Origin of the sequence: Epilithonimonas sp. (genome assembly GCF_032054305.1) — a bacterium.
Classification (GTDB): Bacteria; Bacteroidota; Bacteroidia; order Flavobacteriales; family Weeksellaceae; genus Epilithonimonas.
The window spans coordinates 160,532-185,709 of sequence record NZ_DAMBSX010000004.1; the positions used below are offsets into that span (position 1 = coordinate 160,532).

The following is a 25,178-nucleotide window of genomic DNA, read 5'->3' on the forward strand; positions in this document are numbered from 1 at the left end:
TCACTTTAATTTTTTCAACGTTTTCTTCAGATATTTTTCAACATTTTTTTTATCCGGAACTGTTGTAATTTCTTTTGTTAAAGCTTTTTCGAATTCAATTTTTGCTTTCTGATATTCTTTTTGTTTAAAATAATATTTTCCAGCTTGATAATAAACCCACCAAAAATCTGGATTCAGAGATTGATAGCGCTCAATAAATTGATCCGAGAGAATTTTATTGTCATCATCAAACTGAGAGCCTAATTTTTTGTATTCTTCATAATTCTTGAATTCCTGAGAATCTACAAAAGAGTCTTTCCTGATATTCAATTCTGATTTGGCAAATTTTCCGTTTTCCAATCGCTTATCAGAAAAGATTTCATTCAAATCATAACAAACAAATTCTCCTAACTGATATGGATTTGAAGATACCCAAACCAATCTTTTCTCTGGTGAAAAAATCACAGCGTGATGCGCTAAAAGTTGATTGAGCGCTTTCTCATTTCCATAACCAATCTTCTCCCCCTTCAAGCCAGATTTATCTCGAAGAATCGAAGCCATTTTTTCCGGGTTGAGTTTCGGATTCTCTTTTAAAAGTTCCTGCAATTTTTCATAACGATATTCCGAATGACTTTCTACAATCTGCTTTTGATTCCTTTTATCATCTTTGTAAGCATGGGATTGAAAATGATTCGTACAAACCAATTTACTGGAGTTTTCGACTTTGTAAACGCCAAAATTATCCGGAGAAACCTCTATAATTACCGCATTTTTATCATTTGCACTTCCTACAAGAATCGATTCGGAGACAAAAACTTTTCTCTTTTTGGCAATCGCAATAGCTTCGTCAATATTTTTTGCAAACTGAAGAATTTCCCTTGTTACAAAAGAAATCGGTGTTTTTGCAGTTAAAGGAATTTTAGATTTTCCAGCGTTGATTGTCACTGTAATTCCTTCTTTATTCATTCCGGAAACTACGCCAATCATTCCTGGCCAACTTACTGAAATATAGGGGATTCCGTTTTCCGGTTCTACAAATTCTATTAATTTATTTTTAGCAAAATCATCGCCGACATAAAAATCGAAATTCCGTCCGATCAACAAATTGCCATCTTCAGTATTCTCATCCCAAACAGCCAAAGACGAACAACCAACCATCATCAGATCCTGCATTGCATGACCAATGTCGTGAGCGCCGTGCAAGTACAAACTTCGAAGATACTTTGGTGCGATGAAATCATATTTATCAGATGAATATTGGGATAAACCGTACAATTCTGCCTGAAAATCTTCACGAACATTCTGGTACATTTTCCGGTTGTACCATTTCAGAAAACTTCTTAATAATTTTTGTTTGAATTTTGACGGAACAAAACCCTCGACTTTGGAAAAGAAGATCTCTTCCTGCTTCTGCATCAGATTTTGTGTCAATGCTCCATTATTATAACCCAGCTGCAAAGGATTTCCTTTGATATAAAGCTCCCAAAACTGCTGTTTACTTTTGGTCAAATAATTTTGATCAAAGCTAAAAGTCGAGTCATTGATTTTATTAATATTCGGAATTTCGAGTGAGTATTGATTGACTTCCGGAACATGATGAATCGATTTGGAAATCCCACAAGAAATGAGACTTACAATCAATAAAAGATAAAGTAAAACTCTATTCATCAATTCTTATTTATGACTTTCATTAATCTTTCGTCAATCAGTTCTTTTCCCAAAATCTCCGAACAAGTGACAAATGCCCCGATCGTAACGCCAAGAATTCCGTGCATATTGATACTCTGTCCAGTCAAAAACAAATTACTGATTTTGGTTTTTGGAGAAATAATGGTTTTCAAAGGATTGCTGGAATCTTTCACATAACCATACATATTTCCTTTGTAACCACCGATATAATCTCTGTAAGATAACGGCGACGAAGTATAAACCTCTTTGATTTGAAAACGCAAATCAGGGAACTTTTTCTCTATTTCGCTGATCAATTTTTCGGCTTTTACTTTCTTAAAATCTTCATACTCTTGTCCTCTTTCGTGATGTTCCGCAACTGTGTTGAAAGAGTTCTCCCATTTTTTGACTTCATCATAATTCATATAAGTTATGGCAGTCAAACTCTCAGAAAAATCTGGATTTTGCTTTGAAGAACAGGACGAAAGCATATAACAATCTGGCCAGTTTTCTTGATGGAAATCAGATTGATGCCAAACCAAATCTTCTGACCTATAATGGTAATAATTATGATTAAAATGCTTGAAAGTATTGGGTTTCAAAACAATATAAACACTGAAACACGAACTGATCGGTTCCAGGTCATAGATCCTTTTTGTAAATGACTTTTTGTATCGCTCTTGTCCCACCAGATCCAATGTTGTCCTGATCTCAATATTCGAGATGAATTTCTTGGCAAAGAATTCTTTGCCAGATTTGGTCTTGACCGATTTCAGAACATTTTCATCATCGAAAACAAACTCGTTAACTTCGGAATGTTTATAAACTTCTGCACCGTATTTTCTGAGTTCTTTTATAATCAATCTGGAGATCTGACTTCCGCCATTGATGCATTTGTAAGAGCTCTGGATGTAGGAATTAACCGTCAAAGCGTGAACATACAAAGGTGTTTTATTAGCAACACCGGCGTATAAGAAATTAGAACCGGAAAGCACAGCCTGAAGTTTTTTGTTAGGTGTGACAGATTCTATAAATTTTTGAGCATTGATGTAAAGAATATCATCATTATATTTTCCTTTTCCAACAAGATTATATCTAGGAAAATCATTACAAATACTTTGAATTTTTTCAATATACTTGGTCAAATTTTCTCTTTCGTCAGGAAATATTTTAGATAATTGATCAACAAAATTTTCATAACCTTGGGAATGCGGATATTCAATTTGATCATTATCGAATGTGATTCTGTCAAAACCGTTTTCATCCAGTTTTTTCAAGTTCAGATCCTGAATTATTCCAAGATAGGTGAAATATTGATTGAGATTTTGACCTTCGGAAAGTCCGCCTAAATAATGAACGCCTGTGTCAAAAATTAGTTTGTCTCTGGAAAATGTTTGAAGATTTCCGCCATATTGATTATTCTTTTCCAGAACGCACACCTTAAGACCTTCTTTCGCCAAAATAAGAGCTGAAACAAGTCCTCCCAAACCGCTTCCGATAACCAATATGTCGTATTCTTTTTCCAATTTTTACAGAAGTGAGATGTTAGACTTTAAATGTTAGATTAAAAAGTATGCTTTAACGTCGAATCACTCGCAGCCCGGCTTGAGCGAAAATCCTTTTTGTGGAGCAAAGCGGAACAAAAAGATTGGGAGCCCTTCGACTTCGCTCAGGATAAACTACAGGTGGATTAAGCTGCCATAAAAATATTGAAAATTAATCAATATCGTCCCAAAAGTCAAAGTAATTGAACCATTGGAGCGGATATTTTTTTATCATCGACTCCAGATTTTGAACGTAAGAATTAAGTAAGCCTTGAGAATCACGGTTTTTGATATTTTGAGCAACTCTTGCATAGAGATGATAGTGGAGATTTTTTTCCTTCATCACATAGACATAAACTACAGGAACGCCCAATCTTGAGGCAATCAAAAAAGGTCCGGCAGGAAATTTTGCTGACTTGCCAAGCAATTCAGTTTCAAGGAATTTGGAACCTTCGAAATAGCGATCACCCGTGAAACAGATCAATTCATTTTTGGACAAAGCTTCATTGATCTCAAAAATATGTGACATATCATCTTTGACATAGATGAATTTGATATTGCTTTTCTTTACCACAATACTTTCCATATATTCCCGAATAACCGTAACTTCTTGGTCTGTTGTGACCAAATTGATCTGAGCATCAAAATCGATGTCGGCAAAAAAGTGTTCTGCGATTTCAAAATTCCCGATATGAGCGCTGATAAGAACACCGCCTTTCTTTTGGTCAAGAAGGTTTTTGAGGTTTTCTATTCCATCAAATTCGTAAGTGAATCGATTGCGCAATCCTATAGAAATAGCCGTTTTATCAATCAAAACCTTACCGAAGACAAAGTAACTTTTGAAAATCGACAACTTCGATTTCCAAGAACTGTAAGTTAATCTTTTTTTGAAATAATATGAAATGTATTGATTGCTCTTCTTCTCGAAAATGAAGTAATAAGCAGCAACAAAATAAAGAACAAAATAGGAACTGCGAACGCCGAGATTCTTAATACACCAAACAAAGATCTGGTAACCTAATATCGTTCCTTTGGATTTGCCTTTCCATTTGTTCATAATGCAGATGTTAGAATTTAGATACTAGATATTAGACTAATAACATCTTTGGGTTATGCCGTTTTTTCAGAAATTTTTTGTTCTATTGTATCGTAAAAATCAGTAAAAGTCACAATCTGCTTGAAGTCCGCTTCTCCTAACTTCACACCAAAATTGGACTCTATGATCACCACCATATCGATATAATCTAAGCTATCAAGACCTAGAGTTTCTTTGAGGTTTGCTTCGTCTGCGATATCATCCCTATCTACCTCAAATTCGTTGACAAGAAAATCATTAACAATCGTAATAATTTTATCTTTTTCCATAACTTTATTTAAACAAATTTCTTAACAATTAGTGCTGAATTGGTTCCTCCAAAACCAAAAGAATTCGACAAAAATACGTCAATTTTTTGATTTTTTGTTTTTGTTATGAGATTTATCTTTTTTGCATCGTCGTCCGGATTCTCAAGATTGATGTTTGGTGCGACAAAATCGTTCTGCATCATCAATATAGAATAGATAATTTCACTTGCACCAGCCATCCAACATTCGTGTCCAGTCATTGATTTGGTGGAACTTACAGGAACTTCGTTTCCGAAAATTTCGTAAATAGCTTTTGCTTCATTGGCATCTCCCAAAGGTGTAGAAGTGGCGTGCGCATTGATATAATCGATGTCTTTCGCTGTTAATCCAGCTTGATTCAGAGACCTTTCCATTGCCAAAGCCGGTCCGTCCACATTGGGTGTGGAAATATGCCCGCCATTGGACGAGAAGCCATAACCAGCAATTTCTGCAATAATATTGGCACCTCTTCTTTGTGCAGAATCCAGACTTTCAACAATCAAAGTTGCGGCTCCACCACTTGGAATGAGTCCGTCTCTTGCTGAATCAAATGGTCTTGAAGCTTTTGTCGGGTCATCTTCTCTTGCAGAAAAAACGCCTAATCCATCAAAACTTGCCATTGAAAACTTGTTGGTTTCCTGTGCTCCTCCACAAATCACCATATCCTGCAATCCATTTTTAATCAACAAATAAGCTAGTCCCAAAGAATGTGATCCACTTGCACAAGCCGCACTGATTGTTAGATTAATTCCCCTCAATTTGAAAATCGTAGAAAGATTCATTGTGACAGTGGAGTTCATAGATTTGAAAATCGCACCAGAACCCATCAATTGGGTATCTTTTTTTTCTCTGACAATATCTGTAGCCTCTATAACGGCCTGAGAAACACTATCATTACCATACAAAATTCCGACTTCATTATTATCTAAGAAATCTTGCCCTATTCCAGCTTGTTTTAAAGCATCAATCGTAGCCAAGTAAGCATATTCGCTTTCTTCGCCCATACTGATCCGCTGTCTTCTGTTGAGAAGACTTTTGAGTTCAGGTTTTGGAACACGACCTGTTAAACCAGATCTGTAACCAAATTCCTTTCTATCCTGGTCCAGAACGATTCCAGATTTTCCCTCATAAAGTGATTCTTTGACCTCATCCAAAGAAACCCCAATGCAAGAATAAATTCCCATTCCGGTAATTACAACTCTATTTTCCATTTAAAATCTCTAGGTTGTAGGTTGCAGATTTTTAGATTGCAATCATCACTGCTACTTATAATCTACTACCTAATTTATGAATAAATCCCTCCGTTTATGTTAATCACTTCACCTGTAATGTAAGATGATTTTTTTGAAGCTAAAAATGCTACCAAATCTGCAACTTCCTCTGCTTCGCCAAAACGGTTGGCTGGAATCATTGCTTTCAACTCATCTTCATTAAAATCCTGGGTCATATCGGTTTTGATGAATCCAGGTGCAACGGCATTCACCGTAATATTTCTTTTAGCAATTTCCTGAGCCAAAGCTTTTGTCGCTCCAATCACCGCTGCTTTTGCTGCAGAATAATTGGTTTGTCCGGCAGTTCCTTTCACGCCGGAAACTGAAACCATATTGATGATTCTGCCATATTTGTTACGCAACAACTTTTGGATAAAGAAATTAGTCACATTGAAAAATCCATTTAGACTTGTATTGACAACATTGTTCCAATCCTCGTGTTTCATCCACATAAACAATCCGTCTCTTGTGATTCCAGCGTTATTCACGATAACTTCAACTACATAATCAGGATTTTTCTCCTGCCAATCGCCAAGAACCGTTTGTACTTCTTCGGCATTTCCTACATCAAATTTAAGAATTTCTCCTGTAGAGCCCAATTCTTGAACTTGCATCAAAGTTTCTTCGGCCGCAATTTGATTGGATGTATAATTGATAAGAATATGATAGTTTTTTTCTTCTGCTAATTTTAGACAAATAGCTCTACCAATTCCCCTGGAACCGCCTGTTATAATTGCACACTTCATCTGGTAATTTTTAGGTTGTCTTTAAATATTCTTTAACCCTATCCAAATACGGGTACATTACCATATCATCAGAAAAAGGAGGGATTATTTTTCTGACCTCATCATACAACTCCTTAGTTGATGATGAGATTTGATCCTGAAAACCAAGATATTCGATAGCCTGAACAATAGTGATCAATTCAATTGATAAAACTTCAAAAGCATTTTCGATTACTTTTCTGCAAATCACGGCTGCATTGGTTCCCATACTTACAATATCCTGATTATCATTATTATTAGGAATACTGTGAACGTACATTGGATTGGACAACATTTGACTTTCTGCCGTTGTAGAAGTTGCCGTAAACTGAACACCTTGCATCCCAAAATTGAAACCTAATTTCCCCAGATTTACAAAGGGAGGTAGGATTTCGTTGATCTTAGAATTCAGAAGGTAATTTAATTGTCTTTCTGCTAACATTGTCAGTTTTGTCACGACAATTTTCAGCTTGTCCATTTCGAGAGAAATATAATCGCCGTGGAAGTTTCCTCCATGATAAACGTGCTGATCTTCAACATTGATGATTGGATTATCATTCGCTGAATTGATCTCGTTTTCCAACACTTTTTCTGTGTATTCCAGCGTATCCAAAACAGGTCCCAAAATCTGTGGGACACATCTGATCGAATAATATTCCTGAACTTTTTCTTTGAAAACCTTATCCTGCTCTTCAAAATGGGTGTACAAATGATCCGCTCTTTTTCTCACAAGTTTGCTGTCAGACAAATGAGCTCGCATTTTTGCTGCAATTTTCTGCTGACCTGCGTGAAGCTTTGTTCCATTCAGAACTTCGGACAAATGGTCGTCATAAGCCTGAACAATTTCATTAATAGCACAAGAAAGCTTAAGTGAAATTTCGGTCAATTGATTGGCTTTGTAAGCGTTTACAATCCCGATCCCAGACATCACAGAAGTTCCGTTCATCAAAGCCAAACCTTCCCTGATCTCAACATTGATCGGATGAAGTCCTTCGATTTCGAAAACCTCTTTTGCTGATTTTCTTTCGCCTTTATAAAAAACTTCACCTTCGCCAATTAAGACTAAAGCTAAATGTGCCAGTTGAACCAGATCTCCACTTGCTCCAACGCCTCCATGTTCGAAAATCAGTGGAGTAATATCCCTGTTAATTAATTCTTTAAGCAAATTAACGACAGAATTATGAACCCCTGAATTTCCAAGGGACAAAGTATTCAGCCTAGCTAACATACAAGCTTTAACTTCGGATGCAGGCAAAGGATTTCCGATTCCGGAAGAATGACTTCTTATCAGATTATATTGTAACTGATGCGTATCATTATCGTTGATCTTAAATTGTGCCATAGGTCCGAAACCTGTATTCACACCATAGATCACTTTATTTTTTGAAAACTCTTTCAGGAACTGAAAACTTTTATCAACTCTTTGTAATAGTTCTTCATCCAGTTCTATTTTTTGGTTCTCGATTATTATCTTTTGGAAATCTCGGATATTTAGATGGTTGCTAATTTTCATTAATTATAGTAATAAAATACAAATTTCTTATATAATTGAATATTTGTGATTAATTTTGCGCAAAGATAAAAGTTTTATTAAACAAATGAGTAAAGAATTTGTTGATGTTCTAGTCATTGGTGCCGGACCTTCGGGTTGTGTTTCCTCTGCTTTTCTGAAAAATAACAACATCAATGTAAAAGTTGTCGAAAAAACGAAATTCCCAAGAATCGTTGTTGGCGAAAGTCTAATTCCAAGAGTAATGGACCATTTTGATGAAGCCGGGCTTTTTCCTGCACTCGATAAAATGGGCTTTGAAAAGAAACTTGGCGCACGTTTTATGCGAGGTGACGAAGTTTGTATTTTCGATTTCAGCAACAAATTCGGGGAAGGCTGGGACTGGACTTGGCAAGTTCCGAGAGCAGATTTTGACAACACCTTAGCTCAAGAAGTGATCAATAAAGGAATCGATCTGGAATTTGAAACCGAAGTTGTCGGGATTGAATTCAATGGAACTGATTCTATCACCACTGTTAAAACGAAAGATGGCGAAACGAAAGAAATCCACGCCAAGTTTGTGATTGATTCCAGTGGCTACGGACGCGTTTTACCGAGACTTTTAGACTTAGAAAAACCTTCGAAATTATCTCCACATTCAGCAATTTTTTCTCACGTTAAAGATATTAATCGTGAAGAAGGTGTTGAAGGAACATTGATTTCATTTGATATTATAGAAACCGAAGTCTGGCTTTGGGTGATTCCTTTTTCCGACGGCAATACAAGTCTGGGAATCGTTGGACCAACTGAATATATAGACAAACTTTCTGAGACTGGCGATACTGCTGAAGCTTTGAGAAAAGCCATTTCTCTTTCGGATTATTATGTAAAACGTTTTGGCAATGTTGATTTTCTTTTTGAGCCTAGACATCTGAAAGATTACTCCTGCTCTGTAAAAAGCCTATTCGGAGACGGATTTGCTTTGACAGGAAACGCTTCGGAATTCCTGGATCCCGTTTTCTCATCAGGAATGGCTTTTGCCACAGAATCCGGAATGCTCGCCGCAAAATTAGCCTTAAGACAATTGAACGGTGAAACAATCGACTGGCAAAAAGAATATTCGGATCACATCCTATATGGTGTGAATGTTTTCACAACGTATGTAAAAGAATGGTACACGGGAAATCTTCAGGAATTGTTTTTTCACCAACCGGAAAATCCTGATGTGAAAAGGAAAATTTGTGCGGTTCTTGCAGGTTATGTCTGGAACAAAAAGAACCCATTTGTGAGATTACACGATTCTGCAGTTGTAAATCTTGCAAATTATATCAAGATAGAAAAACTGGAACAGCAACAATAAAAAAAGACCGCAATTGGCGGTCTTTTTATTCAATGGAAGTCATTATTTAACTTCTTTTACAATTTTTTGCGATAAAGATTTTCCTGTTTTAGCAAAACCTTCTCCTACTCTATACTCGTTACTGAAATTATTTCCCCATTGGTCACCAGGAGCTTCCTGACTGCTGATCTCACAAACAACATTCTTAGTTTGAGAATCTATAAAAATAAGTTGTGTGCTCACTTTTGCAGGTTGCTTCATAATACCAGCATCCCAACCCGGATATATCCATTTCACTTTAACTTCCAATGTATAAGGCGAATCAACTCCTTCTTTGAACCTCAATGGATTTTTTTCTTTTGTAAGAACCGTGTTGGCAATAGATAAAAACTTAGGATTCCAGATATTTTCTTTGCTTGTTGTCCATTGTTTTTTCCAAGAATCTCCATTTCCATCCACTTTAGCATTGAGCTCAGCAGAATGTTTTTCCACATATTGTGCTTCTGTCATATTCTCTTTCATCAATTTCACATCAGAGTAGTCAAAAACGACATTCACCACATTCTGACCTTTCAGGAAAGACAAATCTCCTTTTTCAGTTTTCATTTTCTGAGCCATTGCAAAAGATGAAATAGTTATCAATCCTGCCAACACTAATTTTTTCATAGTTCTTTGTTTATTATATTTTTATTTAAATTTTTAATTTTCTCTTATCTAAGTTTATTATAAATAATTTTTGCCAAAGTTTTACCTGTACTTCCAAAAGCTTCTCCAATGCGCGCTTCGTCATTGAAAAGATTGCTCCAATTTCCATTTCCCCCCAAAGCTTCTCTGCTATCAATTTCTGTTAAAACAGCTTTGGTTTTAGAATCTATAAACAAAAGCTTTGTAGAAACCTTTGATGGCTGCTTCATTACAGCAGCATCCCACCCGGAGTACATCCAAACAACTTTCACGACAAGTGTGTAGTCGGATTCAACGTTTTCTTTAAATTTCAATGGAGTATCCAATTTCTCCAAAAAAAGATTAGCTTTTGTTAGAAAACTTGGATTCCAAATTCCTTCTTTAGCAACATTCCATTGTTTTTCCCAAGTATCTCCATTTCCTTCCACCTTCTCATTAAGTACTTTTACTTTATTTTCGACAAAAGTCTTCTCAGGCAAATTATCTTTTGTCAATTTCAGATCAGAATAATCAAAAACGACTGATACTTGTGATTGTCCTTTTAAGAAATTCAAATCTCCTGTGATAAATTTCATTTTCTGAGCAAAACTCATTACAGACAACAAAATAAATAAAGAAAATAATTGTTTTTTCATAGTTATTAAATAAAATTTTAAGCTCGTAAATCTATAAAATTAATTGGTTTCCTGCTATTAGGATTAAAAACAGCTTTAGATAAAATCTCAAAATCCAAAACTTCGATTTTTGGACTCACTCTAAGTTTTGCCCGGAAATGGTCTCGCACTTCATTTACAAAACCCTCATCCTCATTGTCTGTACTTAATTTGATAATGATCTCATCCAAGCCGATTTCATCCGACTGAATAACGATCTGATAACATAAAATATTATTGAAATCATTCAGAATATCATTCATCGCTGGCGGATAAAGCGTCGTCCCTTTATATTTTATCATCTGCTGTTTTCTTCCGATAACAGGACTTAAGCGCATTGTATTTCGTCCACATTTACAAGGTTCGTAATGCGCTTTTACCAAATCTCCGGTTTTAAATCTCAATAACGGAAGTGCTTCAACACCCAAAGTCGTAATTGTCAATTCTCCACTTTCTCCTTCTTTCACAGGATCTTCGTTTTCATCAAGAATCTCCGTGATAATCAATTCCGGATGATGATGACCACCAACTTGGAATTCACATTCAGTAAAAGCCGTGCTCATTTCTGTAGAAGCATAAGTCGAAAACAATTGAATATCCCACCTTTCTTTTATTTTTTTTGATAGAATATTATCTGTGAAATCCTGATTCTTGAGTCCTTCTCCAATACAAATTGCGCCATAAACGCTGGAGTTTTTATAATCAATATGATGTTTCTCGGCGTAATCTATCATTTTCAAAAGAAAAGACGGAACGGTTATCAGATATTTTGGCTTGTATCTGCAAATCGAATCCCACTGCAATTCCGGGATTCCAGGCCCCATTCTCACAACACTTGCTCCCATTTTTCTGAGTCCAAGAAAATAAGCCAAGCCTGCCATAAATCTTTTATCGATAGTTGTGATCATCTGTACAATATCGCCTTTCTGAACTCCAGCGCAAGCGAAGGAAATAGCTTCGTTATAAGCTAATCTCTCCAAATCTTTGTCAGACAATCCGAAAGTCACAGGATCACCCAAAGTTCCCGAGGTCGTGCTGTAATCAACAATCTCACTTTGCGGAACACAGAAAAAATCATCATTATTCTGCTGAATATCATTTTTAGAGGTCGTGGGGATTTTCTGCAAGTCTTCTAAAAAATTAATATGACTGATATCGATATTATTTTCTTTAAAAAGTTTCTGATAATATGGCGAATGATTTTCCAGATAAATTAAAAGCTCCCTCAATTTGCCTTCCTGAAAGCTTTTGATTGAATCTGAATCTGATTTTTCAATAATTGGGTATAGTTCCAAGGATGTAATTTTATGACACAAATTTATAAAACATAATACAATTTTATGGTTCTGAATTTGAAGTTTTTAACAATCAAAAACCACCCAAAAGATGTGCTAAAAATCGACAAAAATCACTAAATTCGCAAACTTAATCTACAAGAAACAGATTTGACACATTAAAAATGAGCAAGTTTACCGAATATAAAAATCTTAGTCTTACCGAAACTGCTAAAAACATTGCAGAATTCTGGAAAAATAACGACACTTTCAAAAAATCCGTAGAACTTCGTGAGGGACAACCGGAGTTTGTGTTTTATGAAGGACCACCTTCCGCCAACGGAATGCCTGGAATTCACCACGTTATGGCGAGAGCGATTAAGGATATTTTTTGCCGTTACCAGACGCAAAATGGGAAACAGGTTTTCCGTAAAGCAGGTTGGGACACGCACGGGCTTCCTGTAGAATTGGGTGTTGAAAAAGAATTGGGAATTACCAAAGAAGATATCGGAAAGAAAATCACAATCGAGGAATACAACGAAGCTTGTAAAAACGCCGTGATGCGTTACACCGACGTTTGGAACGATATGACTGAAAAAATTGGTTACTGGGTTGATATGGAAAATCCATACGTCACTTACAAACCAAAATATATGGAAACGGTTTGGTGGCTTTTGAAGCAGATGTATGACAAAGGTCTCATCTACAAAGGTTACACCATCCAGCCGTATTCCCCGAAAGCAGGAACAGGATTATCTTCTCACGAGGTTAATCAGCCTGGTGCTTATCGAGATGTGACGGACACAACTGTTGTAGCTCAGTTCAAAACTTTGCCAGAATCGTTGCCTTCATTTTTACAAGGTTTTGGCGATGTTCATTTCTTGGCTTGGACGACTACACCTTGGACTTTACCTTCAAACACGGCGTTGACTGTTGGTCCAAAAATCGATTATGTTTTAGTAAAAACTTTCAATCAATATACCTTTGAACCGATTAATATTGTTTTGGCAAAACCATTGGTTGGGAAACAATTTGGGAAGAAATTCGTGGAAGGAACAGATGAAGATTTCGCGAACTATACTTCAGAAAGCAAAACAATTCCTTATCAAATCTTAGCCGAATTCAAAGGTGCTGATTTGGTTGGAATCAAATATGAGCAACTTTTAGATTATGCCAAACCTTACCAAAATCCAGAAAATGCTTTTAGAGTAATTTCGGGAGATTTCGTTACGACGGAAGACGGAACAGGAATCGTTCACACTGCTCCAACTTTCGGTGCAGATGATGCTAAAGTTGCGAAAGAAGCTTCGCCAGAAGTTCCACCAATGTTGGTTTTGGATGAGAACGGAAATCCGGTTCCTTTGGTAGATTTGCAAGGTCGATTCTTATCTGTTGTTAATGATGAAATGTATGGTTTCGCTAATGAATATGTGAAGTCTGAATATCTCAATGATGATGAAAAGAATGTTGAATTCAATATTCAGAAAGAGAATTTAAAATCAATCATCGCAGATTTAAAAGTTTATTTATCTGTTGATGAGAGAATTGCACTTAAATTAAGAAAAGAAAACAAAGCTTTCAAAGTTGAAAAATATGTTCACAGTTATCCGCACAGTTGGAGAACCGATGAGCCTTTGTTGTATTATCCGCTAGATTCTTGGTTCATCAAGGTAACCGATGTGAAAGACAGAATGTTTGATTTGAATGAAACCATCAACTGGAAACCAAAATCCACAGGAGAAGGCCGTTTCGGAAACTGGTTGAAAAATGCCAACGATTGGAATCTTTCCCGCTCAAGATATTGGGGAATTCCGTTGCCAATTTGGAGAACGGATGATAAAAAAGAAGAAATTCTAATCGGTTCTGTTGAGGAATTATACAACGAAATCGAAAAATCAATCGAAGCTGGTTTCCAAAAAGAAAATCCTTTCAAAGGTTTTGTAGTTGGCGATATGTCTGAGGAAAATTATGCATTGGTTGACCTTCACAAAAACATTGTTGACCAAATCACTTTGGTCTCAGCTTCCGGAAAACCGATGAAGCGTGAAAGTGATTTGATTGATGTTTGGTTCGATTCAGGTTCGATGCCTTATGCGCAATTGCACTACCCTTTTGAAAACAAAGAGCAAGTTGACAACAACAAAGCTTTCCCGGCAGATTTTATCGCAGAAGGTGTTGACCAGACTCGTGGATGGTTTTATACTTTACACGCGATTGCAACAACAGTTTTTAATTCTGTAGCTTATAAAAATGTGGTTTCAAACGGTTTGGTTCTAGACAAAAACGGACAAAAAATGTCTAAACGTCTTGGAAATGCAGTTGACCCATTCGAAACGCTTTCTGTTTACGGACCGGATGCGACACGTTGGTATATGATTTCCAATGCGAATCCTTGGGAAAACCTTAAATTCGATATTGAAGGAATTGATGAAGTGAGAAGAAAATTCTTCGGAACACTTTACAACACTTATTCTTTCTTCGCTTTGTATGCAAATGTTGACGGATTCAAATACCTTGAAAGCAATGTAGAAAATCGTCCGGAAATCGACAGATGGATTTTGTCTGAATTAAACTTATTAATTAAAGAAGTAAAATCTTTCTACGAAGATTACGAACCGACAAAAGCATCAAGAGCCATCAATACTTTTGTTAATGACAACTTGTCCAATTGGTACGTGAGATTGTGTAGAAGACGTTTCTGGAAAGGCGATTATTCTGATGACAAAATCTCGGCTTATCAGACTTTATATACTTGCTTGGAAACTGTTGCGAAACTTTCTGCACCAATTGCGCCATTCTTCATGGACCAATTGTTCCAGGATTTGAACAAAGTGACTGGAAGAGATTTGGTAAACTCTGTTCACTTGACAGATTTCCCTATTGCAGATGAAAGTTTGATTGACCAGGATTTGGTTGAGAAAACCCATTTGGCTCAGCAAATCACTTCGATGGTTTTTTCATTAAGAAAAAAAGAAAATGTAAAAGTTCGTCAGCCACTTCAAAAAGTGATGATTCCTGTTTTGGATAAGAAAACTGAGAAACAAATCTTGGCCGTCTCTGAACTCATCAAACAGGAGGTCAACGTTAAGGAATTACAACTCATTAACGCAGAAGAAGCTTCGCATCTTATTGTAAAACAGATAAAACCGAATTTCAAAACGCTTGGTGCGAGATTAGGAAAAGATATGAAAACAGTTGCTGGCGAAATTTCAAACTTCGGTTCTGAGCAAATTGCTGAATTGGAGAAAACAGGAAAAGCAAATGTTTCAGGATATGACATTACGGTTGAAGATGTTGAAATTTCCACCAAAGATATCCCAGGTTGGACAGTTGCAAGCGAAGGAAAAACAACTGTGGCATTAGATTTGGTATTGACGGATGAATTGAAAGCGGAAGGAGTCGCAAGGGAATTCATCAATAGAGTTCAGAACCTTAGAAAAGATAAAGATTTCGAACTAACGGACAGAATTTCAATAGAATTGGAAGAATCTTGCCCATTCCGCAAAGAATTTATTAACAATGAAGCATATATTTCTGCGGAAGTATTGTCGGATAAAATAGAATTTGTAAATTCACTCTCAGATTTCGAAGAAATAGAGATAGATGAGGAAAAATTCAAGGTTAAAATTGAAAAATAATCATCACTATTTAATTATTGTTAAGGATTTATGAATTAAAAATCATTATTGGGTTATTTCAAACTTTATCTTTATTCTTGTTAATTAAAATGCGTGGCTGCTAAAATAAAAAGCCAAAAAAAATAAAAATTTGAACAATTAACAACGATGGAAATGGCAGACGAAAAATTAAGATATAGCGATGCTGAACTTCAAGAATTTAAACAATTAATTCAAGAAAAAATTGCAAAGGCAGAGAATGACCTTGGCCTTATAAAAGAAAGTTTTATCAATAATCAAAATAACGGAACGGATGACACTTCACCAACCTTCAAAGCTTTTGAAGAAGGTGCAGAGACATTAAGTAAAGAACAAAATGCAATCTTGGCATCGAGACAGGAAAAGTTTGTTCGTGATTTGAAACATGCACTGATTCGTATCCAGAACAAGACCTACGGTGTTTGTAGAGTAACGGGAAAACTGATTCCCAAGGAAAGGCTGAGAGCTGTCCCACATGCAACACTTAGTATCGAGGCTAAGAATATGCAGAGATAAATAAATGATCATCAAAATACAAAGTCCGAGTTTCCAGTTCCAAAGACTGGGAATTGGGACTTTTTTCTTATAAACAAATGATGCTAATTATTATTTTACTTTTGATCACTGTAGTTGGTTTTGTCCTTAGTAGAAATCAATCTGTCAAAAACATCTTCAAACCTGAGGAGAAATATTACACTATTGATGATGAGTACAATGCAAAGCGCAAGGAAAGACAGGACGAAATTGATAAACTTTTGGGTAAGATAGGAAAAAACGGCTTGAACGACCTTACCGAAAAAGAACGCAAAAGACTGGACGAGTTATCTAAGAAATAACTAATTTGAAGTACATTTGCAAAAATATCCCCTGGGGAAATAATTGTCTCAAAAAATCAAAAAATGGAATCTATAATTGTACATACCAAAAACTCTATGGAGCTGACAGCACTGAAAAGTGTTTTGAAAGAGATGGGAATCGAGTTTGAAAAATTTCATACCAGAAACCAATTCCATAATCAGAAAACTATCCAAAAGATCAGTGACAGAAAAGATAAAAAAATCACTAAAAATCAAAAACCAAAAGGATTGTAATGAATAAGAAGACAATAATCATATTAGTTACAATATTAATTCTACTTATAGATCAGGCTTCAAAAATCTACGTTAAAACCCATTTCTATCTTGGTGAAAGCGTGAATGTTTTTGGACTCAATTGGTTCAAGATGACTTTTGTGGAAAATCCGGGAATGGCTTACGGGTTGCATTTCGGAGGATTGTGGGGAAAATACGCATTGATTATCCTTAGAATAGTTTTAGCAATCGGAATGGTCATTTTATTTAAAAAATGGCTGAAAGAAGGCGCGTCCAATTATCTTATTATTCCAATGGCAATGATATTTGCCGGCGCAATCGGTAATGTTTTTGACGGCATTTTCTACGGTGTAATTTTCGACAGTGGTACTTTTTATGATGCAGCTTCTGAAAGATGGATTGATTACGGTGGAGTTTCTAAACTGACACAAATTGGACATGGCTATTCTGATCTAATGAAAGGTTGCGTGGTAGATATGCTCCATTTTCCTTTGGTAGATACGACTTGGCCAGAGTGGGTTCCGGTTTTGGGAGGAAATAGAATAGAATTCTTTAAATATATCTTCAATGTTGCAGACAGTTCGATAACGGTTGGCGCTTTATTTCTTTATATCTTTAGAAAAAAGGCATTTCCAAACGGATTGGATTTTTAGAAAATAAAACAAACACAAATGAAACTATTTAAAAACTTAATCAAAATATTCCTGTTGCTTATCGTGACAGGATTTCTTTTTGTTCTTTTCGCGAATTATTCTATCAAAAAAGAAAGTGATTCTTTTATCTCTTATTCTATTTCGGACATTCCGAAGATAAAAACAGATATTGTTTTGGGAACGAATAAAAATTTAAGCAACGGAAATCCCAATCTTTATTTCAAATACAGAATCGATGCGGCGACAGAATTATACAAATCTGGAAAAATAGAATCTATCATCGTAAGCGGAGACAATTCTGTAAAAGGATACAATGAACCTAGCAAATGAAAAATAACCTCATTGCCAATGGAATTCCAGCCAATAAAATCTATGAAGATTTCGCAGGATTCAGGACTTTAGATTCTGTCGTGAGAGCCAAAGAGATTTTTGGACAAAACAAAGTTATTTTCATTTCATAGAAATTCCATAATGAACGAGCGGTTTTTCTTGCTCAAAAATTCGGGATAGAAGCCTTTGGATACAACGCAAAAGATGTAAACAAATACGCCGGACTGAAAACCAATCTCCGGGAATATTTTGCAAAGGCAAAGGCTTATCCGGATATCTGGTTCAATGTTGAGCCGAAATTTGGTGGAGAAAAAATCTTAATTCCTTAGAAAAAACCTTTCAATATTTACAATTTACCGCCCGTCATATTTTGACGGGTTTGTTGTTTTCTACATTCTATATTTGTTTTAGAAAATCATCAAAAACTTTAATTATGGTCACAATTATTATCGAAATCGTTTTCAAAATCATTGACTTCATCACTCAGTTATTTTAACTATTAACCATGAAAATTTAAAAACTATGAAAAACAAACTTGGTTTCGGGAATTCGATTTTCAAAATTTCACATTTCACAACCAGCATTGGGTTTTGTTTACCCTGTTACATTTATCGTAGCTATAATTTTGGTATTTAAAAAAACCAAAAAACAGCCTAGTAAATAAAGTTTAAACTAAATTCGTAACATTAAATACAACTCCGATTGTGACATTGCTCAAAAACTGGAAATATCACGTTTTTACATTTACTTATTTACTAAGTACCATTTTCTTTTTTTTGACATTCAAAAAACTAATTTATAATGAGATATATTCAAAACTATATCTTAACGTTTATATTTTCGAATTGTTCTTCGTCACATTTCTACTCTATATCATTTCCAATATTGTCATCTATTTTATTGAACAATTGTCGTTAAAACAGATATTCAACTTTAGAAATATTGCATTGATATTAGGAATTGTCTTGTTTTTGCATATCCTTTTCCAACTGATGCTTTGGCCTTTTCTGCTCTACGCACAAGATTTTTTGGCAGAATCTCAAGCCAGATACGAATTTACAGCCAGCGAAACTTTTGACAAAAGATTGGTTAATTATTTTTACTTTCTTTTTATAACCATTAATTGGTTGGTCTTCATTTATGCATACAAAATCTATCAAAGTAGACAAGAGGATCTGAAGCAAAAATTATCCATCGAAAAAAGTCTGAAGGACGCTCATCTTAACACATTGAAAGGACAGATCAATCCGCATTTTATTTTCAATAGCCTTAATAATATCCGCGGATTGGTGCAGGAAGACCCTTTGAAATCAAAAGAAATGATCACACGGCTTTCTGAGCTGCTTCGGTCTTCTCTGCTTTTAGGAAAAACCAATTTTGTAACCGTAGAACAAGAGTTGGAAACGGTGGAGAACTTCCTCGAAATTTCTAAAATCCAATATGAAGATAGGCTGAGTTTTCAGTTTGATATTTCTGAGGAAACGAAAAGCATTCAGATTCCGCCGATGATTTTGCAAATGTTGGTCGAAAATGCAGTTAAACACGGAATTTCTACGTTGAAAAATGGTGGCAATATTTTTATTAAAACTTATTTAGATAAAAGCGATCTTCAAATAATTGTAAAAAATACCGGTAAAATTTCCCAAAGTGAAGATTCTACAAAAATCGGTTTGCAGAATATTGAAGAGCGTTTGAAGCTTTTATACGACGACAAAGCAACGTTCAAATTATCAGAAAATAATAATGAAGTGACTGCAGAAATCAGCATCAATTCAGGAAAAATTAATATTTAAATTAAAAAAATGAAGAAAATCAAGGCCATCATCATCGAAGATTCCAGACTTGCGAGAAACGAGTTGAAAGACCTGTTGAATGATATCCCTGAAATCGACATTCTTGCCGAAGCAGAAAATGCGGATGTCGCTTTTGAATTGATTAATTCTCATAAACCGGATTTGATTTTTCTGGACATTCAGTTACCTGGAAAAGATGGATTTCAGCTTTTGGAAATGTTGGATAATATTCCGATGGTTGTTTTCACAACCGCTTTTGACGAATTTGCCATCAAATCTTTCGAATACAATACTTTAGATTATTTACTAAAACCAATTAATCCAAAAAGACTTTCTCAAGCTGTCGAAAAAGTCAAACAAAAACTGGCAGAAACGATAGAAAAGCAAGATAAAAAATTGGATTTTGACGACCAGATCTTTATTAAAGATGGCGAAAAATGTTGGATGGTAAAAATCTCAGAAATTTATCTTTTTGAAGTAGAAGGCAATTACACAAAAGTATTTTTTCGAAATGAAAAAGCAGTTTTGACTCGTTCTCTTAATGTCATTGAAAAGAAACTCCCCGAAGAAAAATATTTCCGAGCCAATAGAAATACGATTTTCAATATCAATTATATCCAGAATATCGAGAATTGGTTCAGCGGAAATCTGATGATAAAACTTCCGAATGATAACCAAGTAGAAATTTCCCGTCGACAAGCCGTTCTATTCAAAGAAGTTTATGGAATCTGATTAGAAATTTAAAATATTCTTAATGCGTCTAAAAATGAGATAAAAAACTAAATTTTATCTATTTTTGTACAAATTATAATTAAAAAATGTCTAGAATCTTAACCGGAATACAAGCCACCGGAACCCCACATTTGGGGAATCTTTTGGGAGCCATCATCCCCGCAATCGAATTATCAAAACAAGCAGGAAATGAATCTTTTCTTTTCATCGCCAATCTGCATTCTTTAACGCAAATCAAAGATGCAAAGGAGCTGAAACAAAATACCTATGAGATTGCTGCGGCTTGGCTTGCCTGCGGACTAGACACAGAAAAAACGTTTTTTTACAGACAAAGCGACATACCGGAAACCTGCGAATTATCCTGGCATTTGTCGTGTTTTTTTCCTTACCAAAGGTTGACTTTGGCGCATTCTTTTAAAGATAAAGCAGACAGATTACAAGACGTGAATGCTGGGCTTTTTACCTATCCAATCTTGATGGCGGCAGATATTTTGTTATACGATGCAGAAATTGTTCCTGTTGGTAAAGACCAGTTGCAACATTTGGAAATTGCCCGTGACGTAGCTTCAAGATTTAACAATCAAATGGGTGAAGTTTTGGTTTTGCCACAAGCAGAATTGCAGGAAAACACCAAATATGTTCCCGGAATCGATGGACACAAAATGTCAAAATCCAGAGGAAATATCATCAACATCTTCTTGCCGGAAAAAGAATTGAAAAAGCAGGTGATGTCAATTGAAACAGATTCCAAAACGCTGGAAGAACCAAAAGACCCGTCAACTGATAAGACCTTTGCAATCTATGAATTGGTTGCCTCGCCTGAACAAACTGAAGAATTGAGAGCAAAATATCTGGCTGGAAATTATGGTTACGGTCATGCGAAAAAAGAACTTTTAGACTTGATCCTTGTAAGATTTGCGAAAGAAAGAGAAACTTTCACTTACTACATGAACAATTTGGATGAGCTGGAAGCTAAATTGCAAGAAGGCGCAGAAAAAACCAGAGTTATTGCAACTGAAACAATTAAAAGAGTCAGAGAAAGTCTGGGAATTTAATTCTGAACTTTAAAATAATAACAAAGCTTTTCAAATTTGAAAGGCTTTTCTTTTTTATAAATATTGTTTGATTTCTGATAAGTGTTTGACAAATTTCAAACCTTCTTCCAGTGGATTTTCATCCAAAACATCGAAGAAAATAATATCAATTCCGAAGTTTTGCGCTCCTTTTACGTCAGCAATCCAATCGTCTCCAATTAGAATACTTTCATTTTTTTCAGCTTTTGCAAGATTGAGAGAATATTCAAAAATCTCTGGTCTTGGTTTTCGGATGTTGACAGAATCTGCACTTGTAATCGTTTCAAAAAAATCGGCAATTCCGGATAAAATGCATTTTCTTTCTGTCACTTCCTGGAAACCGTTGGAAATAATATGCATTTTATAATTCTTGTCTTTCAGATAATTGAGCAAATCTAAAGCGCCATCAACCAACTCATTATATTTCAGAATTTCGTCTAAGAAATGATGTTCGAAATAATCTGCAAGATTTGCATCATCCACTCCAAAATTCAGAAACGTGTCATAAAAACGATGATTTCTCAGATATTCTTTATCAATTTCACCATCCCGAATCTGCTCCCAAAGTCTTTCATTGATGATATGATAAGTACTGTGAAATTCTTCGAAATCGATTTTATATTTTTCAGAGATCTTCTGATTCTTAAACAACTCCTTTATTGTTAGATACGCATTTTTGCGGTGATCCCAAAGTGTATTGTCCAGATCAAAAAAAATGTGCCTTACGTTTTTCATAAGGCACAAATCTAATCATTTTTTGATCCACGTAGGAAAGTTCAAATCATAAATCAATTATTAAAATCAAAAAACTTTAATTTTTCGAAACCAAAATAGCTTTTCTGTTCTTCGTTTTCAGTACCTGAATATTCTTGGAATAATTCAATAGAAAATCAATTATTTCTTTTTTGGGCATCAAAGCTTTTTTAGTTAAAGTGTCGTTTTTTTTCATAGGCAGACTTTTACAAGAATAACGCCAAAAAAAAAACTTTATTATTATTTTGTCAAAATAATTTTATGCTCCTCCATTATTTTTCTAAGATTGATCAGTGCATATCTCACTCTGCCCAAAGTGGTATTGATACTTGTATCTGTATGATCTGCAATCTCTTTAAAGCTTAGCCCGTCAAAAAATCTTAATTTGATGACCTCTTGTTGGTTATCCGGCAGCATTACCAGCATCTTTAGCAAATCCTCATTAATTTGATTATCGATCAATTTATCCTCAATATTATTTTCAGGCTCTTTTATAATGTCAAAAATAGAGAACTCTTCATTCTCAAAAGACGTTTCAGAGATCTTGATGTTTTTAGATTGCAATCTGTAATGGTCAATTATCAAGTTATGAGCAATCCGCTTTGCCCACAGAATAAACTTATTTTCTTCTTTATAACGTCTTTCCTTAAGAGTTACAATTATTTTTATGAACGTGTCTTGGAAGATATCATTTGCAAGATCCTCATCCATCAATTTGTAATAGATAAAATTGAAAAGATCTTTCTTGTGCCTGTTTATCAAATAAGAAAGTGATTTTTCATCACCGTTTTGATACTGTAGAATCAGCTGGCTATCAGTTTGCGTTTTCATAACTTTTACTTCATTAAGTATAGAACCCGACCAAATATTAATTATATAAAATAACTAATTCGGCAGATTCGATCTATTTTATTTTTTTTTGAAGTAAATTTATTCTATACGCTTAATTTAGGTCTGTAAAAATAATAAAAAACTTAAAACGAAATGTTAATGAATTGTTAAACTTTCGTTTTTCTTTAATTTGATTCAAATAATTTTAAAAAGTTAAATCATTTTATCACAACTAATGGGATATTTATTGTGAAATTGACATTAAGGCCTTTTAGTTCTTTACCATTTAATCCGTCTTTATCAAGAGAAAATCCATAACCGCCTGTCAGGTCCAAAATCCCAAAAAGACTGAAACCCACTTTTGGAGCAACATATTTGTTCGTTGCTTCTGCTCCCAAAATAAAATAATGGGCGTGATAAAAATCGACGTTCTTCTGGAAATTCAGTAAAAAATCAGCGTTCACTTTTGGCATTATCGCAAATTTATTATTGGCAGAGCCCATTAATGCAGATGCACCAACTCGGAACAGAACATCATCATTACTCAAAAACAAAAGTTTTCCTCCAACTTCTCCAAAACTTTGATTTTGGTAGACGTATCCGACATTGATGAACTTATGCATTGTCAATTGTGACTTTGCGACTCCACAAAAAGCAAACAGCAGAATGATTATATAAATTTTTGATTTCATTTTTCTTAATCTTATATACGACAAAAATAACAAAAGAGATTTTGGAAACATCAGATATTTTAAAAGAATATTAGGAATTGAAAACAAAAAAAACTGCTTCGTCCAAAGACAAAGCAGTTTTAATATTTCTAAGAAACAAGATTACAATCCAAATTCTTTTTTGATATCATCTACCCGATCTAGTTTTTCCCAAGTGAAGAATTCCAGATCTTTCAAAGTTAATTCATTTTTCTGTCCTTTGTTGAAAGTTTTATCTGCTACGTAATAATCTTTGCCCATATGTCCGTAAGCTGCAGTCTCCAAATAGATAGGATTTCTGAGTTTGAGATTTTTCTCAACCGCATAAGGTCTCAGATCAAACAATTGCTGAACTTTCTTTGCTAATTCCCCATCGTTGATCCCAACTTTCGAAGTCCCATACGTATTGATATAAAGCCCACAAGGCTCGGCAACACCAATTGCATAAGAAACCTGTACCAAAACCTCATCTGCAACACCTGCAGCAACCAAATTTTTAGCAATATGTCTTGTCGCGTAAGCTGCACTTCTATCTACTTTACTTGGATCTTTTCCAGAGAATGCACCACCTCCGTGAGCCCCTTTTCCTCCGTAAGTATCAACGATGATCTTCCTTCCCGTCAAACCAGTATCGCCGTGAGGACCACCTATCACAAATTTTCCGGTCGGGTTGATATGATATTTGATATCACCATTGAATAATTCCTGAATCTCCGGTTTTTGCTTAGCTTTCACTTTAGGGATCAAGATCTCGATAATATCTTTTTTGATCTTCGCTAACATCGCATCCTCGCTTCCGAAATCATCATGTTGTGTGGAAACCACAATACTATCGATCCTGATTGGTTTATGGTCATCAGAATACTCTATTGTAACCTGGGATTTTGCATCTGGACGAAGGTATGGAATCGCGTTTCCTTCCCTTCTTAGATCCGCCAATTCTTTAAGGATCTGATGTGCCAGATCTAAAGCCAAAGGCATATAATTCTCAGTTTCATTGGTTGCATAACCGAACATCATTCCCTGATCTCCAGCTCCTTGAGCATTGGCCCTGGTTTCGAAATCGGTTTCATCCAAAGTTCTGTCAACACCTTGATTGATGTCCGGAGATTGCTCGTGGATCGCGGAGATCACACCACAAGAATCACCATTGAACATATATTCGCTTTTTGTATAACCGATCTTGTTGATCACATTCCTTGCAATATGCTGAACATCAAGATAAGCCTCAGACTTCACTTCACCAGCCAAGACTACCTGACCAGTTGTAACCAAAGTCTCACAAGCAACTTTCGAGTTTTTATCGTATGCTAAGAAATGATCAATAAGCGCATCAGAGATCTGATCTGCAATTTTATCCGGATGCCCTTCAGAAACTGATTCGGACGTAAATAAATAAGACATAAATTATTCCTTTTGTATTTTATATTTCGAAGTCGAAAAAATGACGATTGCAAAAAGGAACTAAAAGAGAAAAATCTGTTTTAGCATTTTTTATTGAGGTTGCA

General features: G+C 35.3%; 24 protein-coding genes and 1 pseudogene. 10 read left to right on the forward strand and 15 right to left on the reverse strand.

Translation table 11 applies throughout. The features are described 5' to 3' along the window. From RTX21_RS09885 to RTX21_RS09915, 7 genes are all read right to left on the reverse strand, one after another. A complete protein-coding gene (locus RTX21_RS09885; RefSeq protein ID WP_312767257.1) occupies positions 1 to 1,647 on the reverse strand; it encodes a C45 family autoproteolytic acyltransferase/hydolase in 1,647 nt (548 codons plus the stop codon). Continuing rightward, positions 1,647 to 3,173 carry an NAD(P)/FAD-dependent oxidoreductase gene (locus RTX21_RS09890; RefSeq protein WP_312767259.1) on the reverse strand — a complete coding sequence of 509 codons (1,527 nt, stop codon included), beginning with the start codon at positions 3,171 to 3,173 and terminating at the stop codon, positions 1,647 to 1,649. Before RTX21_RS09890 ends, RTX21_RS09885 begins: the two co-directional genes overlap by 1 nt. 190 nt (positions 3,174 to 3,363) lie before the next feature. Next, positions 3,364 to 4,248 carry a lipid A biosynthesis acyltransferase gene (locus tag RTX21_RS09895; RefSeq protein WP_312767260.1) on the reverse strand — a complete coding sequence of 295 codons (885 nt, stop codon included), beginning with the start codon at positions 4,246 to 4,248 and terminating at the stop codon, positions 3,364 to 3,366. 53 nt (positions 4,249 to 4,301) lie between these two features. After that, positions 4,302 to 4,556, reverse strand: coding sequence for a phosphopantetheine-binding protein (locus RTX21_RS09900; protein WP_312767261.1), 255 nt, complete (start codon positions 4,554 to 4,556; stop codon positions 4,302 to 4,304). Between the two features lie 8 nt (positions 4,557 to 4,564). Further along, positions 4,565 to 5,785: a beta-ketoacyl-[acyl-carrier-protein] synthase family protein gene (locus RTX21_RS09905; protein WP_312767263.1), complete on the reverse strand. Its 1,221-nt coding sequence runs from the start codon at positions 5,783 to 5,785 to the stop codon at positions 4,565 to 4,567. Positions 5,786 to 5,859: 74 nt separating this feature from the next. Further along, on the reverse strand, positions 5,860 to 6,591 hold the full coding sequence (gene fabG, locus RTX21_RS09910) for a 3-oxoacyl-ACP reductase FabG (RefSeq protein WP_312767265.1): 732 nt from the start codon (positions 6,589 to 6,591) through the stop codon (positions 5,860 to 5,862). A gap of 10 nt (positions 6,592 to 6,601) precedes the next feature. Then, positions 6,602 to 8,122: an aromatic amino acid ammonia-lyase gene (locus tag RTX21_RS09915; protein ID WP_312767266.1), complete on the reverse strand. Its 1,521-nt coding sequence runs from the start codon at positions 8,120 to 8,122 to the stop codon at positions 6,602 to 6,604. Positions 8,123 to 8,207: 85 nt separating this feature from the next. Here RTX21_RS09915 and RTX21_RS09920 point away from each other — a divergent pair, with 85 nt between their 5' ends. Beyond that, positions 8,208 to 9,458, forward strand: coding sequence for an NAD(P)/FAD-dependent oxidoreductase (locus RTX21_RS09920; protein ID WP_312767267.1), 1,251 nt, complete (start codon positions 8,208 to 8,210; stop codon positions 9,456 to 9,458). 42 nt (positions 9,459 to 9,500) lie between these two features. Here RTX21_RS09920 and RTX21_RS09925 read toward each other — a convergent pair whose 3' ends face one another. From RTX21_RS09925 to RTX21_RS09935, 3 genes are read right to left on the reverse strand one after another with little or no spacing between them, the layout of a single operon-like run. Beyond that, the gene (locus RTX21_RS09925; RefSeq protein ID WP_312767269.1) at positions 9,501 to 10,103 is read right to left on the reverse strand and encodes a hypothetical protein; all 603 of its coding nucleotides are present in this window, start codon (positions 10,101 to 10,103) and stop codon (positions 9,501 to 9,503) included. 44 nt (positions 10,104 to 10,147) lie between these two features. Continuing rightward, on the reverse strand, positions 10,148 to 10,756 hold the full coding sequence (locus tag RTX21_RS09930; protein ID WP_312767270.1) for a hypothetical protein: 609 nt from the start codon (positions 10,754 to 10,756) through the stop codon (positions 10,148 to 10,150). A gap of 17 nt (positions 10,757 to 10,773) precedes the next feature. Further along, positions 10,774 to 12,069 (reverse strand): AMP-binding protein, encoded by a 1,296-nt coding sequence (locus tag RTX21_RS09935; protein WP_312767271.1) that lies wholly within the window; start codon positions 12,067 to 12,069, stop codon positions 10,774 to 10,776. 164 nt (positions 12,070 to 12,233) lie between these two features. Here RTX21_RS09935 and ileS point away from each other — a divergent pair, with 164 nt between their 5' ends. The 9 genes and pseudogenes from ileS to trpS all read left to right on the forward strand — a co-directional run bounded on the left by ileS (position 12,234) and on the right by trpS (position 21,358). Then, positions 12,234 to 15,686 (forward strand): isoleucine--tRNA ligase, encoded by a 3,453-nt coding sequence (gene ileS, locus RTX21_RS09940; protein ID WP_312767272.1) that lies wholly within the window; start codon positions 12,234 to 12,236, stop codon positions 15,684 to 15,686. A gap of 153 nt (positions 15,687 to 15,839) precedes the next feature. Next, positions 15,840 to 16,220, forward strand: a complete 381-nt coding sequence (locus RTX21_RS09945) for a TraR/DksA C4-type zinc finger protein (RefSeq protein ID WP_312767274.1) — start codon at positions 15,840 to 15,842, stop codon at positions 16,218 to 16,220. A 77-nt stretch (positions 16,221 to 16,297) separates the two neighbouring features. Continuing rightward, positions 16,298 to 16,540, forward strand: a complete 243-nt coding sequence (locus tag RTX21_RS09950; RefSeq protein WP_312767275.1) for a DUF6576 domain-containing protein — start codon at positions 16,298 to 16,300, stop codon at positions 16,538 to 16,540. Positions 16,541 to 16,603: 63 nt separating this feature from the next. Then, entirely contained in the window at positions 16,604 to 16,795 is a 192-nt protein-coding gene (locus RTX21_RS09955) for a DUF2683 family protein (protein WP_312767276.1), read from the forward strand. Further along, positions 16,795 to 17,448, forward strand: a complete 654-nt coding sequence (locus RTX21_RS09960; protein ID WP_312767277.1) for a lipoprotein signal peptidase — start codon at positions 16,795 to 16,797, stop codon at positions 17,446 to 17,448. Before RTX21_RS09955 ends, RTX21_RS09960 begins: the two co-directional genes overlap by 1 nt. 18 nt (positions 17,449 to 17,466) lie before the next feature. Next, positions 17,467 to 18,107 (forward strand): annotated as a pseudogene (locus RTX21_RS09965) (vancomycin high temperature exclusion protein). Positions 18,108 to 18,482: 375 nt separating this feature from the next. Then, on the forward strand, positions 18,483 to 19,571 hold the full coding sequence (locus RTX21_RS09970; protein ID WP_312767279.1) for a histidine kinase: 1,089 nt from the start codon (positions 18,483 to 18,485) through the stop codon (positions 19,569 to 19,571). A 9-nt stretch (positions 19,572 to 19,580) separates the two neighbouring features. Then, a complete protein-coding gene (locus tag RTX21_RS09975; RefSeq protein WP_312767280.1) occupies positions 19,581 to 20,303 on the forward strand; it encodes a LytTR family transcriptional regulator DNA-binding domain-containing protein in 723 nt (240 codons plus the stop codon). A gap of 86 nt (positions 20,304 to 20,389) precedes the next feature. Continuing rightward, positions 20,390 to 21,358: a tryptophan--tRNA ligase gene (trpS, locus tag RTX21_RS09980; protein ID WP_312767282.1), complete on the forward strand. Its 969-nt coding sequence runs from the start codon at positions 20,390 to 20,392 to the stop codon at positions 21,356 to 21,358. Between the two features lie 54 nt (positions 21,359 to 21,412). Here trpS and RTX21_RS09985 read toward each other — a convergent pair whose 3' ends face one another. The 5 genes from RTX21_RS09985 to metK all read right to left on the reverse strand — a co-directional run bounded on the left by RTX21_RS09985 (position 21,413) and on the right by metK (position 25,074). Further along, the gene (locus tag RTX21_RS09985; RefSeq protein WP_312767284.1) at positions 21,413 to 22,111 is read right to left on the reverse strand and encodes a YjjG family noncanonical pyrimidine nucleotidase; all 699 of its coding nucleotides are present in this window, start codon (positions 22,109 to 22,111) and stop codon (positions 21,413 to 21,415) included. Between the two features lie 76 nt (positions 22,112 to 22,187). After that, positions 22,188 to 22,325 carry a hypothetical protein gene (locus RTX21_RS09990; RefSeq protein WP_312767285.1) on the reverse strand — a complete coding sequence of 46 codons (138 nt, stop codon included), beginning with the start codon at positions 22,323 to 22,325 and terminating at the stop codon, positions 22,188 to 22,190. A 44-nt stretch (positions 22,326 to 22,369) separates the two neighbouring features. After that, positions 22,370 to 22,960 carry a sigma-70 family RNA polymerase sigma factor gene (locus RTX21_RS09995; protein ID WP_312767286.1) on the reverse strand — a complete coding sequence of 197 codons (591 nt, stop codon included), beginning with the start codon at positions 22,958 to 22,960 and terminating at the stop codon, positions 22,370 to 22,372. 218 nt (positions 22,961 to 23,178) lie between these two features. Then, positions 23,179 to 23,652, reverse strand: a complete 474-nt coding sequence (locus RTX21_RS10000; RefSeq protein WP_312767288.1) for a hypothetical protein — start codon at positions 23,650 to 23,652, stop codon at positions 23,179 to 23,181. Positions 23,653 to 23,793: 141 nt separating this feature from the next. After that, complete coding sequence (gene metK / locus RTX21_RS10005) at positions 23,794 to 25,074, reverse strand: methionine adenosyltransferase (RefSeq protein ID WP_312767289.1); 1,281 nt, start codon at positions 25,072 to 25,074, stop codon at positions 23,794 to 23,796. Between the last annotated feature and the right edge of the window lie 104 nt (positions 25,075 to 25,178).

Coding starts and splice junctions, on each gene's coding strand:
- RTX21_RS09955 (WP_312767276.1), top strand. CDS start 16,604: ATGGAATCTATAATTGTACATACCAAAAACTCTATGGAGCTGACAGCA.
- RTX21_RS09885 (WP_312767257.1), bottom strand. CDS start 1,647: ATGAATAGAGTTTTACTTTATCTTTTATTGATTGTAAGTCTCATTTCT.
- RTX21_RS09930 (WP_312767270.1), bottom strand. CDS start 10,756: ATGAAAAAACAATTATTTTCTTTATTTATTTTGTTGTCTGTAATGAGT.
- RTX21_RS09915 (WP_312767266.1), bottom strand. CDS start 8,122: ATGAAAATTAGCAACCATCTAAATATCCGAGATTTCCAAAAGATAATA.
- RTX21_RS09905 (WP_312767263.1), bottom strand. CDS start 5,785: ATGGAAAATAGAGTTGTAATTACCGGAATGGGAATTTATTCTTGCATT.
- metK (WP_312767289.1), bottom strand. CDS start 25,074: ATGTCTTATTTATTTACGTCCGAATCAGTTTCTGAAGGGCATCCGGAT.
- trpS (WP_312767282.1), top strand. CDS start 20,390: ATGTCTAGAATCTTAACCGGAATACAAGCCACCGGAACCCCACATTTG.
- fabG (WP_312767265.1), bottom strand. CDS start 6,591: ATGAAGTGTGCAATTATAACAGGCGGTTCCAGGGGAATTGGTAGAGCT.
- ileS (WP_312767272.1), top strand. CDS start 12,234: ATGAGCAAGTTTACCGAATATAAAAATCTTAGTCTTACCGAAACTGCT.
- RTX21_RS10000 (WP_312767288.1), bottom strand. CDS start 23,652: ATGAAATCAAAAATTTATATAATCATTCTGCTGTTTGCTTTTTGTGGA.
- RTX21_RS09995 (WP_312767286.1), bottom strand. CDS start 22,960: ATGAAAACGCAAACTGATAGCCAGCTGATTCTACAGTATCAAAACGGT.
- RTX21_RS09960 (WP_312767277.1), top strand. CDS start 16,795: ATGAATAAGAAGACAATAATCATATTAGTTACAATATTAATTCTACTT.
- RTX21_RS09975 (WP_312767280.1), top strand. CDS start 19,581: ATGAAGAAAATCAAGGCCATCATCATCGAAGATTCCAGACTTGCGAGA.
- RTX21_RS09985 (WP_312767284.1), bottom strand. CDS start 22,111: ATGAAAAACGTAAGGCACATTTTTTTTGATCTGGACAATACACTTTGG.
- RTX21_RS09950 (WP_312767275.1), top strand. CDS start 16,298: ATGATGCTAATTATTATTTTACTTTTGATCACTGTAGTTGGTTTTGTC.
- RTX21_RS09920 (WP_312767267.1), top strand. CDS start 8,208: ATGAGTAAAGAATTTGTTGATGTTCTAGTCATTGGTGCCGGACCTTCG.
- RTX21_RS09900 (WP_312767261.1), bottom strand. CDS start 4,556: ATGGAAAAAGATAAAATTATTACGATTGTTAATGATTTTCTTGTCAAC.
- RTX21_RS09945 (WP_312767274.1), top strand. CDS start 15,840: ATGGCAGACGAAAAATTAAGATATAGCGATGCTGAACTTCAAGAATTT.
- RTX21_RS09990 (WP_312767285.1), bottom strand. CDS start 22,325: ATGAAAAAAAACGACACTTTAACTAAAAAAGCTTTGATGCCCAAAAAA.
- RTX21_RS09895 (WP_312767260.1), bottom strand. CDS start 4,248: ATGAACAAATGGAAAGGCAAATCCAAAGGAACGATATTAGGTTACCAG.
- RTX21_RS09925 (WP_312767269.1), bottom strand. CDS start 10,103: ATGAAAAAATTAGTGTTGGCAGGATTGATAACTATTTCATCTTTTGCA.